This window comes from Ignavibacteriota bacterium (assembly GCA_019637995.1).
Lineage (GTDB): Bacteria > Bacteroidota > Ignavibacteria > Kapaibacteriales > UBA2268 > JANJTB01.
Genome location: JAHBUQ010000002.1, coordinates 364,509 through 377,253 on the forward strand (window position 1 = coordinate 364,509; position 12,745 = coordinate 377,253).

Below are 12,745 nucleotides of genomic sequence, written 5' to 3' on the forward strand. Positions count from 1 at the left end.
CATTTTGCAATTTGACTAATATTAAAAGTAACTTAAAAAATTGGAAATACAAAGTTTAAAGGAAATAAAATTATGCCAAAAGTAATTGAGGGCATATTTGATGCTCAGGATAAATCATTTGCAATTGTAGTATCAAGGTGGAATCAGTTCGTTGTAAGTAAATTGCTTGATGGTGCTTTAGATGCACTAAAGCGAAACCGGGCAGATGAGAGCAGAATTACTATAGCTTACTGCCCTGGTGCTTTTGAAATTCCACTGGTTGTGAAAAAATTTGCAGATTCCAAAAATTATGATGCAGTAATTGCTCTTGGAGCGGTTATCAGAGGTTCAACACCTCATTTCGATTATATCGCTGCTGAAGTTTCAAAGGGAATATCAAAAATCAATCTTGATAGCGGTGTGCCTTGTATTATGGGTGTTTTGACTACCGATACCATCGAACAAGCTATCGAGCGATCAGGCAGTAAAGCCGGCAATAAAGGCTTTGAAGCTGCAGTGTCAGCAATTGAAATGGCTTCTTTATTAAAAGCAATGTAAACAGGAGATTCCAAGTAGATTTTTTTACTGCTTTGTTAAATTATTTTCCGGAAAAAACCAATGCAAAAACTCCTGATAAGCTTTTTGACAGTTGGGCTAATATTTATTTTTAATATCAGTCTTCATTCCCAATTGCGGCTTGACAACTGGAAAGCCCATACATCACTTGTAAATACACGTTCGGTTGATATTGACAACAGTGGAAGAATTTGGGTGGCTTCCACAGGAGGCTTATACACAATTGATACTGATGCAAATAATTTCAAGGTCTTTCGTAATATTGACGAGATGCTTGATATTAATATTAGCGTCGTAAAGATACATCCTCATTCAGGAAATGTTTACGCAGGCAGTGAAAACGGCTATTTAGATATTTATGATGAAAATATTGGCTGGACACATATTACGGATATTTTTAGTCAGAGATTTTCAAATCCCGGAATTAATGACATAGCTTTCCACGGAAATAAAGCTTATATCGCAGGTGGATTTGGTCTTGCGGTATTTAATATTGATAGAATGGTATTTGAAGAAACTATCAGAAGATTTTCAAATTTTAATACTAATAATCCTGTCAACAGAATATTAATTGATAACGGAAATATTTGGATAGCTACAACAAATGGAATTGCTTCTGCCAATCTCAATTCACAGCTTGCAAACCCGGCAAATTGGAATGGATACCGGTCAAACCCGGGCTTATTTGAAACATCAATCATTGATATTGCAATTTATGACGGCATAACTTATGCAATGAGCGAGAAATTTATAACAAGACTTGTTAATGATACTCTGAGAGAATACCGCTCTACACAAGACAGATATACCTCGATTTATTCAGATGAAAGCGGATTTGCATATTCAACAATTTTCGGAATGCTGGATTTTGAAGACAGATTAATCGAAATTCCAAATCCTGAATCTTTTGTCAATGGTTTTTTACCTTATAATAAAGCTGGAAAATCAGGTTATATTGTAATATATAATAATAACGGCATCGGAATATTTCTAAATGGAAATTTTATTCATTATTTACCGGATTCTCCATTGCTGAATGTATCAACAGACCTGGAAGTTGATAAAAACGGGAACCTGTGGATTGCAACAGATATTGACCCTAATGGACGCGGTTTTGCCAAATTTGACGGAAAGACCTGGGAAAATTTTACTGTAAATAAGTATCCTGAAATCAAAGGGAATAATTATCATAAAATAACAGCGGCACCGGATGGCAGAATAATCGTGTCGAACTATGGTACAGGTCTTCTTGTGCTTGAACCTCAAGGTAACGAATATAACTTCAGAACTTTTGATACGAGCAATTCTAAGCTTTATGGCTTGGCAAATGCAGCCGGATATCTTGTGTGCGGGAAAGCAAGAGTAGATAATAGCGGCAATATATGGGTTCCAATTTTAGGCAATCAGTCTCAGGGTCCTGCAATAGTAGCGTTTGACAAAGAGTATAATTCTTACGGCTATACTAATCCGCGTAATTCTAATCAACGATTTTTCTCGTCTCTTGCAATTGATTTCTTCGGAACAAAATGGGTCGGTGGAAGTAGAATTGAGGGCGTTGGTATGATGTATGTCAACGAAAACGGAAGTTTAAGCAATCCCGCTAATCAGCAGCATCGTGGCTTTTTGACTCAAAATGATTATCCTAATATCCCTGATAATACTCATTCTCATATAGAAACTGATAAGGCAGGATTTGTCTGGATTGGCACCCCTCGTGGACTTGCTGTAATATCAAATCCCTCAACTGTTGTTTCATCTCAGGTTAATATCAATGTGCGAAATCTCAATCGTTTGATTGGTGAGCAGAATATTAATTATATAATGGTTGATGCTCAGAATAATAAATGGCTTGCAACTAATAACGGTGTGTGGGTAATAAATGCTGACGGCTCTGATACTTTAGGTAATATCAACCGTAGTAATTCACCTCTTCCTACTGACGAAATTCTTTCAATTGGCTACAATGAAATTACAGGTCAGGTTTATCTCGGAAGCAAATCCGGAATTTACGAAGCACAGAGTTTATTTCTGCAACCTGCGACATCTTTTGATATAAAATGTTATCCTCAACCATTCAACCTCTCAAGCGATAATGAAATGGTAATTGATGGGCTTGAGGAATTTTCAGATATCAGAATTGTTACACCTGCGGGAGCACTTGTAAAAAAGTTTCTGGTGAACAGCAGAAAAACTATCTGGGATGGCAGAGATGAAAATGGCAACAGAGTTCCTAATGGAGTTTACCTTGTATTAGCCACTTCATCGAGTACAAAACATTCTGCTGTGCAAAAAATCGCTGTAGTAAGCTCTGACTAAATTTTGGATTAAGGAATTATTTATATTGAATGAGAAAGAAGAATTACTTGAAATAATTAAAAAAGATATTATTTCAACACAACTTGAAATTTTACTATTGGAAGGTAGAACTGAAGCCATTGCTCCGGATGATTCGATTGGTAGAATTACCAGAATGGATGCAATTAATAATAAAAGTGTTGCTGATTTTTCGCTTACAATGTCCCGAGAAATGCTGAAAGGACTCGAATTCAGACAAAGTAAATACGGTACAGATAAGTTCACAAAATGCGTAAGGTGCAATGCGGAAATACCTATCAAAAGGCTGATGTTTATGCCCCATAGTCTTACTTGTGTTGCTTGCAGCCCAAGTTGATTAAATTGCTAATTTTAAAAATAATAATGCTCATCAAATTTCGTTAAGAAAAAAATAGTCAAAATTTTAGTCATATATTGGAAATTATCAAATGAAATCAGTGATCTTATCAGCAGCAAGAACTCCAATCGGAGCCTTTATGGGCAGTCTTGGCTCACTTTCGGCGCCACAACTTGGTGCAGTAGCTATAAAAGAAGCTGTAAAGCGGGCAGGTATTGCACCCGAAGATGTCCAGGAAGTAATTATGGGCAATGTTCTCACGGGTGGTGTCGGGCAGGCGCCTGCACGTCAGGCAGCAATCTATGCCGGACTTCCAAAAAATGTAGAATGTATGACAATCAACAAAGTCTGTGGAAGCGGACTTAAAGCTGTAATGCTTGCTGACCAGGCAATCAGATGCGGCGACTTACAGGTAGCTGTAGTAGGTGGTCAGGAATCTATGACTAATGCTCCATATATTCTCCCAAGAGCACGCGAAGGCTACAGAATGGGAAATGGCGAGATTGTTGATTCAATGATAAGTGACGGCTTGTGGGATGTTTATAATCAGCTGCACATGGGTATGGCAGGTGAGTTATGCTCAACTGAATGTGAATTTTCACGCGAAGCACAGGATGAATTTGCTGTCGAAAGCTACAAAAGAGCTATTGCAGCTCAGCAGGAAGGCAAGTTTACTAATGAAATCATACCTGTTGTTATTGAAGACCGCAAAGGCTCAGTCACGGTTGATACTGACGAAGAACCCGGAAAAGTTAGATTTGATAAAGTGCCTTCATTAAAGCCTGTATTTAAAAAAGATGGCGCAATTACAGCAGCAAATGCTTCTTCAATTGATGACGGAGCTGCAGCACTTGTGATTTCTTCTGAGGAATTTGCCAATGCTAAAGGAATCAAACCGCTTGCTACAATAATCAGCCATAATTCACACGCTCAAGACCCGCAGTGGTTTACAACAGCTCCAACTGCTGCCATCACTAAATTATTAAATAAAACAGGACTGAGTATCGCTGATATTGATTTATTTGAAATTAATGAAGCATTTTCCTGCGTGCCGATGCATACAATACGCGAACTTGCTATTCCAAGAGAAAAAGTAAATGTTCATGGCGGTGCTGTTTCGTTAGGTCATCCCATCGGAGCATCGGGTGCGAGAATATTGACAACTTTGATTTACGCTTTAAAGCATTATAATCTCAAACGCGGAATTGCTTCGTTATGTATTGGTGGCGGCGAAGCAAATGCATTACTTATTGAATTATTATAATTCTGAAAACTAAATATAGCAGATTATCTGAGCGAAGTTGTGAATAATGGTTGAATAATCAATATTTCTACTTCGCTCAGTTCGACAAAAGATTATTTATTTGTTCATATTAGAATTATCCCACGAAAAATTAAGATTTAACTTAAATTTGTATGATGAAAAGAATACTTGTAATAGAAGATGAAGATGACATTAGGTCGAATGTTCGTGACCTTATGGAATTGAACGGATACGAAGTTTTATGCGCTGAAAATGGCAAAATTGGAATCGAATTGATTTTAAGTTCCAAGCCGGATCTAATCGTATGCGATATTAATATGCCTGAAATGAATGGGCTTGAACTTATTAAAGAGCTAAGACAATATCCGGAATTTTATACAACTCCTTTCCTTTTTCTAACTGCTAATGCGAGCGATGATGCAGTCCGAACGGGTATGAATCTTGGTGCTGATGACTATATCACCAAGCCATACAAAGGTTCCGAATTAATCAGAGCAGTTGAAACAAGGTTGAAAAAGAATGAATTAATGAAAGATTCGCTTTCAAATAAAGTAGATGACCTGATTAAAAATATTTCTATGTCTATGCCGGGTGAGCTAACAGGAACTTTGAATGCAATTATGGGATTTTCTAAAATTCTAAAAGGGAATGTTGCTGAGATAAAAAATGAAGAAATGGATGGAATTATCGAGCATATTCATGATTCAGGCGCCAGACTGATGAGATTAGTGGATAATTATAAATATTTCAATGATTTGAATAGCAATATCATCACTTCAACAGATGTTAAAAAAATCGAAGATTATTCAATTGAATCTGTCATACGCTCTGCATGCGGTACCGCAAAATCTAATTATTCAAAAGTAAAAAACATAACTTATGAATTATGCCCTGATAAAAATATCAAGATTGCTGAGCAATATGCCTATAAAATTTTGTACGAAATTGCCGATAATGCTGCAAAATTTTCAGACCCCGATAAGTCACTTGATGTTGTTAGTATTGCGAGTGGTGGATTTTATATTATCAAAATTATTAATTTCGGCAGAGGTATGGACAAATCAGAAATTCAAAATATTGGTTCTTTTATGCAGTTTGGCAGAGAAATATTTGAGCAACAAGGAATTGGGCTTGGGCTTGCAATAGTGCAAAATTTATTAAGATTAGCCGGAGGCAAGCTCCAAATTGACAGTAATCCCAATGAATACACTTCTGTAAGAATTTATCTTCCTGTCGTCTAAATTTATCACCTGATTATCAAAAATACTACAAATAATATAAAAATAATTGCGAATGAAACAGCAATGATTCTGGAATATTTATTCAAAAATACTTGAACTGCCGGACCAAAATAATTTATCAGTAAGGCAAGCAAAAAAAATCTTGTAGCTCGACCCACAAATGATAGAAGTAAAAATGTTGTAAAATCCATATCCGCCACCCCGCTTGCCATAGTTGCCAACGCAAATGGCAAAGGTGTGAGCGATGCAACGATTAAAGTCCATTTTGCATATTCACCTCTAAAAGTATTAAGCATAATTTCCCAAGTCTCTTCACTGTCAAATAAAGCAACAATAGCTTTACCAAATGAAGCCATAAATTCATGACCGATATAATATGCAAATATACCGCCCAAAACAGAGCCAATTGTTGCCCATAGAGCAAAAATAAATGCTTTTTTTGGTGCTGCTATCGAAATAGGAATCAGTGTAATATCAATAGTTACAGGGAAAAATGACGAATCTGCAAATGAATGAAGAAAAAGTGTAGTTTTGGCATATGGTTTTTGAGCGAACCTCATCAACCATGATGAAATTCGCCATTTCCATATTCGCAGACGTCTTAGCATACCAATTCTGTTTTATTGTTTGTATATGGTTAGGGATTATTTGGCTTCTTCCCAAACTCCCATAGAATAGAACTTTTCTCTTCGCTTTTTAAGAAGTTTTTCAGCATTGAATTTTTTAACGGCATTAAGCTCACGGATTATTGTTTCTTTCATAATTGCAAACATTTTATCTCTATCCTTGTGTGCTCCACCGAGGGGTTCTGGAATAATTTCATCTATTACATTCAGTTTTTTCAGGTCATTTGCTGAAAGTTGAAGAGCTTCGGCTGCTTGCTCTTTGTAATCCCAGCTTCTCCAAAGTATTGAAGAGCATGATTCCGGTGAAATAACTGAATACCATGAATTTTCCAGCATAAAGATTTTATCTCCGACTCCTATTCCAATAGCACCTCCGGAAGCACCTTCTCCGATTACTATTACTAAAACAGGTACTTTCAACTGATTCATCAAAAGTAAATTTGCCGCAATAGCTTCTGCCTGACCACGCTCTTCAGCTTCTATGCCGGGGAATGCACCGGGTGTATCAAGTAGAGTAATTATTGGCTTGCCGAATTTTTCCGCGAGTTTGAAAAGTCTTGCAGCTTTTCTGTAGCCTTCTGGATTTGACATACCAAAATTTCTGTAAACATTAGACTTAGTATCAACACCTTTTTGGTGACCAACAACCATAAAAGATTGCTTATTAATTGTTGCAAAACCGCCAATAATTGCAGGGTCATCTTTGAACTTTCGGTCGCCGTGTAATTCAGTAAATGAATCAAAACAATTTTGAATATATTCAAGTGATGATGGTCTGTCCGGATGTCTGGCAATTTGCACTCTTTGCCAACGATTAAGGTTATCATAAATATCGTGTCTTAGCTCATCAATTTTACTTTCCAAAGTATTAATTTCTTTGGAAATATCAATTCGCTGTCCCAAATCACGCATTTCAGCAATTTTTGACTCTAAATCAATAATGGGTTTTTCAAAATCAAATGTTAATTTACTTGCCATAATAATAAATTTTTGTTAACTGAAAATTCAAATATCAAAATCAGTTTGATATACTAATGTTATAACGTAATAAACAAAACATATTTTTTATTTAGCAATATTTTGAATTTCGTAAATATTTATTTTCATTTATTGACAATAATCAATTATATTCGTAATAATTTTTTTTGCAAATAATTAAAATATTATGGAGAAAATGTATGAACATTAAGACATTATCAGTAACAATCGTGCTTGTTGCGATTATTTTAATAGCTTTTCCAAGTGAAAGCCATTCTCAAAGAGTAATGAAAAATTATAACGAAGCTATAACAGCCAACCCGCTGGCACTTGCTTTCGGCATATTTAATGTCAATTATGAAATGCAGGTAAGCCGTGAAAACTCACTGACTATCGGCGCTACTTATTATGGTTATCAAGGCTGGACTGGTGTTGGTTTGCAAGGTATTTACAAATGGTATCTTTTTCAGGATGCTGACAAAGCTATAAAAGGATTCGGTTTCGGTCCAAGTGCTTCGATTGGGTATATCGGCTATCGCGATGCAACTTATGCCAATAGAATGACTCTTGCGATTGGTGCTGAAGCTACTTATAAATGGATTTTTGATGATTTTGTACTTGAGCCTGTTTTTGGAATCAATTACAATGTTCTTGTTGAAGCAGGCATGGACTGGAGACCCTTTTACTTAGGCGTCAATGTGGGATACGCATGGTAATTGAGTTTGACTTATTAAGTAAATTTTGCCGCTTGGATAAATAGATTTTCAAGCGGCTTTTTTTATTTTTGCAAAATAATAATTGATTATTTTAATCATTTTACTAATAAGTATGGATATTAACAAAAAATTGTTTTTATTTGTGTAAATTGATAAATAAGTTTAAGGAAAAGTTAAATGAAAATTTATAGAAATTATATTTACATTGCAATTATAATTGTTCTTCTGCCTTTATTGACAACTGAATCATTCGCTCAAATAAATCCCGAGCAAAGCCGGATGCGTGAAGCAGTCAAATACCTTTCTGATGACGAACTCAAAGGGAGATTCCCCGGAACTGAAGGTATAGAAAAAGCCGCTGTTTATATCGAAAATCACTTCCGCTCAGCCGGACTTAAGAATTGGAATAATACTTTCAGGCAGGAATTTAGTGTAGCAACAGGTTTCAGCTATGGACAGGCAAGCTCTGTGGCTTTGCAAACTGTTGTTCAGCGTCCTGGAGTTCCGGTAGCAAGATTGCCGAAAGTTAAGCAGAATTGGGTTTTAAGCGAAGATTTCGTGCCACTTGGCTTCAGTGAAAATGGGCAGGTTCAGGGTGAAATTGCATTTGTTGGTTTTGGCATATCGGCTACTGAGCTTGATTACGATGATTATGCCGGAATTGATGTCAAGGACAAAATAGTAATTCTAATCTCTGAAACACCCGATAAAGAAAAGAAAGACGGTCCTTTTGCTAATTATTCTTCCTTAAGATATAAAGCAACAAATGCAAAAAATAAGGGCGCTATTGGCATAATCATGGTTAGAATTCAGGGCGACTCGATGAATGTATTCGAAAGACCTGAATACACAAATATGGGCAAAAATTCCGGCATAATTGCAATTCAGGCATGGAGGCAGTCCTTGTCAAAATTTTTCCCAAAAAATCAGGCGCTTATCGCATCTGAAAATAAAATTGTTGCCGACCGTAAACCGCAAAGTTTTATACTTCCCAATGTTACAGTTGAAATCAATGTTGAAATAATTGATCAGAAGTCACCTGCCTACAATTTGAATGGATTTATTACAGGAACTGACCCAAAGCTTAAAGATGAATACATTCTAATTGGCGCTCACTATGACCATCTGGGATACGGAGGTCCAACATCAATGCAGCAGGGCAGACGTCCTCAAATCCATAATGGAGCAGATGATAATGCTTCTGGTGTAGCAGCGATGATTGAACTGGCTTACTATTATGCTCAGAATCCTCCTAAACGCAGCATTATTTTCAGCTCGTTTTCCGGAGAGGAAATGGGGCTTTTAGGTTCATCTTACTTTGTAAATAATCCACCTGTTGACCTTAGCAAAATTATCACAATGATTAATATTGATATGGTCGGCAGGATGAATAAAAACGAGTTTACTGCATTTGGAACTGCATCCGGCAATATTTTTCCACAAATGATTGACTCACTTGATTTGATTGATACTCTTTCAATTACTAAAGCATCTGACGCATACGGACCAAGCGACCATGCTTCATTTGTTATCAAGGACATTCCTGTTCTGATGTTTTTCACTGGCGTCCATGAAGATTATCATAAACCAAGCGACACATTCCAAAAGATTAATTTCAACGGAATGTCATGGGCTGTTAACTTTATTTCCAGAGTAGTAGAAACTCTTGGTAACTCTGATTCCAGACCAGAATTTATCAAATCCGAAATGAAAGCGCCGGAGAGAAAATCCGACAGAGAAAAAGGATATGGCGAAGTATGGTTTGGTATTATACCCAACTTTGAAGAAAGTCCGCTCGGATGCAAAATATCAGGTGCTACTCCCGGCAGTCCGGCTTACAAAGCAGGCTTACAGCCGAACGACATAATTGTTCAAATTGATGAAACCGAAATTAAGAATTTATATGATTTCATGTACAAAATACGCGAAAAGAAAGCCGGTGATGTTGTGAATGTACATATTCTACGCGGCGATAACTATCAGGAAAAAATAGAAGTTAAAGTAACACTTGTGCAAAAAGCTCAATGATAAGTCATTTTTTTGAAATAATGAATTTATCAGGTGATTTAATCAGAGGGGATATTCGTATCCCCTCTGAAGTGGGAAAATTTCCTTTGGTTATTTTTTCCCATGGCTTCAAGGGCTTTAGAAACTGGAGTTTTATCCCGTATATCTGTGAAAAATTTGTAGAAAACAATGTAATTGCTATAAATTTCGATTATTCCCTAAATGGTATAGTGGATGATTTGAATCAAGTTTATGATGACTCAATTTTCAGGCGTAATAAAGTATCAGTTGAAGTTTCTGATTTATCGCAATTAATATCAAAAATAATTGAAAATAAATTAGATAATGATGAGCTCAAAAGCAAATTCAATGGCGAAATATATCTTGCAGGACATTCATTAGGAGGAGCGGTTTCGATTCTTACAGCTCGCAAGTTTGAGAATATTAAAAAGATTGCACTTTGGGCTTCAATTTCACAATTAGACAGAAATACAAATCGTCAAAAAGAGGCTTGGAGAGAAAATGGAAGTGTTGAAATAGAAATTGCTAAAACAGGACAGAAACTGCATCTTGATTATAGTTATATTGAAGATAAAGACACGAACTTCCCTGATAATGCAATTTTGAACGAAATGTCGAAAATATCATTGCCTGTGCTAATAATTCATCCCGATAATGATATTACTGTCAAGATGAAAGAAGCACTCGAACTTAAATCTACTGAAAGCATTAACAAAAAACGTGATTTAATCGTCATACCAAAAGCAGGACATACTTTCAATTGCTCACATCCATTTAAAGGTCGGAATGAGGCAATTGAAACGGCAATTAAGTCCACTTTAGAATTTTTTAAGAATACGTAATGAACAGATTACTTGTAATATTATCGTCATTTCTCATTTGCGGTTGCGAATTGGTTGTTGTTGGTACGAGAGCAGATTTTGCTACTCAAAATTATGTAGAATTCAATCAAAAATCAGCTTTAGGTGCTATATATTTGTTCAAAGCTGAGCTTGACAGCAATAATGTTCCCGCCGCTTCTCAAATGATTAAGCAGGAGGACGGCATGGCTTATCTTGCAATCGAGAGATATGAAAAATTTTATGATATACACAGAATTAAAAGGATGATATCACTTGCTGAAATAACAGATATCAAAGCTGATACATTGTCTTCAAATCAAATGCGGTACAATCTTGAGTTTAATTTCAGAAGAAAATTATTTTTCAATGCCTTAAAAGTAGAAAATAATTGGTTTATAACTGATATGGGGAACTATGAATAAGTTATATATGCTATTTATCCCTTTAATCATTCTTGCCGGATGTATTAATCTACGGGAGCCCTATCCTGTTATTAATTACTATGAGCTGAAGCAGGAACCGACTCTGCTGAAGAATTTACCTGTATTGGAGCAGACTGTAATGATTAGGAGGGTATTTGTAAATGAGACTTTTGATACGCCTCACTTCCTGATAAGTACTCCTCCAAATAATGTAGAGCGTCTATTTTATCACAGATGGATTAGCGATGTTTCGACTTTAGCTACCGACTTTGTAGCAACTAGAATAAATCAAAGCGGACTTCTGAAACACGGAGTATTGAAAAGCGGCTCGATAGCTCTGCCGGAGTATATTGTGGAGCCACACTTGATTGAAATGACTACTTATAATGATGACAGCCCTCAGACAAGAGAATACTACGTTCAGATTGAGTTCAAAGTTGACTATCTAAAAAGACTGAACGACAATAAACTTGAGCTCTTTTTCAGCAGTAATTATAAGCAAAAGTTCGTAAGAAGGAAGTACGAAACTAAATTCATAGCAGAAGCATACAGCAGAGTTTTTTCTATGGCTGTAGATAATATCATATCCGATTTGTCGAACATTATTAAATAATAATTTTTTTTATGGATACTAAAAACTCTATACTATTTGCAGATATAGGCAATTCAAGAATTAAACTTTTCAAGAACGGCGTCAAAACTCCGTTTCATTATAAGCATACCGGATTTGCTCTTAGTTTGTCCGATTATCTATCTCATGAGTCATTTGATAGGGTTGTTTACTCATCAGTAAATTACAATGCAGAGAATATTTTCACTACTATTGTTCGAAATAAGAAGGTTTACGATTTTGTCAACATCAAAGATTTAATAAAAGAGCAAAATATAGTTGATATTAGAGATATTATTGGAATTGGAAATGACAGGCTGTTGGGTATTGTCGGGGCTACCGTTTTCGACGAACCACCAATTATTACGGTTGATTGCGGAACCGCTGTAACAGTTAATGTACTTGATTACAAATACAAAGTCCTGGGTGGAGCAATTTTTGCCGGTGCTTATACTCAAAAAAATACACTTGCATCAATATCCGAAAAACTTGGATTTCCGAAATTCGATTTTAATCCAAAAGGTGCAGGTGCAAATACTCCTTCTGCTCTTAGTTTAGGAATTATTATTGGAGTTGCAGGAGCTATAAGAATGATTATTGAAAATATAATCGAATTTGACCATCTTGAAAATCCGTCAATTTTTATTACCGGCGGCTATGGCGGGAAAATTCAGAAGTATGTTGTAAAGCATTTCCCGGGTGCTGTATATGACGAAAATTTGATTTTCAGAGGTATGGCAAAAATTTATGATAATGTAATGTCTAATAGTTGATATTTATTTGATTCAATTT

General features: G+C 35.9%; 13 protein-coding genes. 11 read left to right on the top strand and 2 right to left on the bottom strand.

The annotated features are described in order from the left end of the window. Positions 1-72: 72 nt before the first annotated feature. The 5 genes from KF896_07635 to KF896_07655 all read left to right on the top strand — a co-directional run bounded on the left by KF896_07635 (position 73) and on the right by KF896_07655 (position 5,731). On the top strand, positions 73-537 hold the full coding sequence (locus tag KF896_07635) for a 6,7-dimethyl-8-ribityllumazine synthase (GenBank protein MBX3043572.1): 465 nt from the start codon (positions 73-75) through the stop codon (positions 535-537). Between the two features lie 60 nt (positions 538-597). Next, positions 598-2,871 (top strand): hypothetical protein, encoded by a 2,274-nt coding sequence (locus KF896_07640; GenBank protein MBX3043573.1) that lies wholly within the window; start codon positions 598-600, stop codon positions 2,869-2,871. A 25-nt stretch (positions 2,872-2,896) separates the two neighbouring features. Next, positions 2,897-3,226 (top strand): TraR/DksA C4-type zinc finger protein, encoded by a 330-nt coding sequence (locus tag KF896_07645; GenBank protein MBX3043574.1) that lies wholly within the window; start codon positions 2,897-2,899, stop codon positions 3,224-3,226. 91 nt (positions 3,227-3,317) lie between these two features. Then, positions 3,318-4,490 carry a thiolase family protein gene (locus KF896_07650; GenBank protein ID MBX3043575.1) on the top strand — a complete coding sequence of 391 codons (1,173 nt, stop codon included), beginning with the start codon at positions 3,318-3,320 and terminating at the stop codon, positions 4,488-4,490. 152 nt (positions 4,491-4,642) lie between these two features. After that, positions 4,643-5,731 carry a response regulator gene (locus KF896_07655; protein MBX3043576.1) on the top strand — a complete coding sequence of 363 codons (1,089 nt, stop codon included), beginning with the start codon at positions 4,643-4,645 and terminating at the stop codon, positions 5,729-5,731. A gap of 5 nt (positions 5,732-5,736) precedes the next feature. Here the strand turns inward: KF896_07655 and KF896_07660 are convergent, their stop codons facing one another. Both KF896_07660 and KF896_07665 read right to left on the bottom strand, forming a co-directional pair. Beyond that, complete coding sequence (locus tag KF896_07660; GenBank protein ID MBX3043577.1) at positions 5,737-6,339, bottom strand: DedA family protein; 603 nt, start codon at positions 6,337-6,339, stop codon at positions 5,737-5,739. 36 nt (positions 6,340-6,375) lie between these two features. Next, the gene (locus tag KF896_07665; GenBank protein ID MBX3043578.1) at positions 6,376-7,335 is read right to left on the bottom strand and encodes an acetyl-CoA carboxylase carboxyltransferase subunit alpha; all 960 of its coding nucleotides are present in this window, start codon (positions 7,333-7,335) and stop codon (positions 6,376-6,378) included. A gap of 200 nt (positions 7,336-7,535) precedes the next feature. Between KF896_07665 and KF896_07670 the strand changes: the two genes are divergently transcribed. The 6 genes from KF896_07670 to KF896_07695 all read left to right on the top strand — a co-directional run bounded on the left by KF896_07670 (position 7,536) and on the right by KF896_07695 (position 12,726). Beyond that, positions 7,536-8,051 carry a hypothetical protein gene (locus tag KF896_07670; GenBank protein MBX3043579.1) on the top strand — a complete coding sequence of 172 codons (516 nt, stop codon included), beginning with the start codon at positions 7,536-7,538 and terminating at the stop codon, positions 8,049-8,051. 177 nt (positions 8,052-8,228) lie between these two features. Further along, a complete protein-coding gene (locus KF896_07675; protein MBX3043580.1) occupies positions 8,229-10,079 on the top strand; it encodes a M28 family peptidase in 1,851 nt (616 codons plus the stop codon). Further along, positions 10,076-10,921 (top strand): alpha/beta hydrolase, encoded by an 846-nt coding sequence (locus tag KF896_07680; protein MBX3043581.1) that lies wholly within the window; start codon positions 10,076-10,078, stop codon positions 10,919-10,921. Before KF896_07675 ends, KF896_07680 begins: the two co-directional genes overlap by 4 nt. Then, positions 10,921-11,343: a hypothetical protein gene (locus KF896_07685; protein ID MBX3043582.1), complete on the top strand. Its 423-nt coding sequence runs from the start codon at positions 10,921-10,923 to the stop codon at positions 11,341-11,343. The genes KF896_07680 and KF896_07685 overlap by 1 nt, the downstream gene beginning before the upstream one ends. Then, positions 11,336-11,956 carry a hypothetical protein gene (locus KF896_07690; GenBank protein ID MBX3043583.1) on the top strand — a complete coding sequence of 207 codons (621 nt, stop codon included), beginning with the start codon at positions 11,336-11,338 and terminating at the stop codon, positions 11,954-11,956. The genes KF896_07685 and KF896_07690 overlap by 8 nt, the downstream gene beginning before the upstream one ends. An 11-nt stretch (positions 11,957-11,967) precedes the next feature. Then, positions 11,968-12,726, top strand: a complete 759-nt coding sequence (locus KF896_07695; GenBank protein MBX3043584.1) for a type III pantothenate kinase — start codon at positions 11,968-11,970, stop codon at positions 12,724-12,726. Positions 12,727-12,745 lie beyond the last annotated feature (19 nt).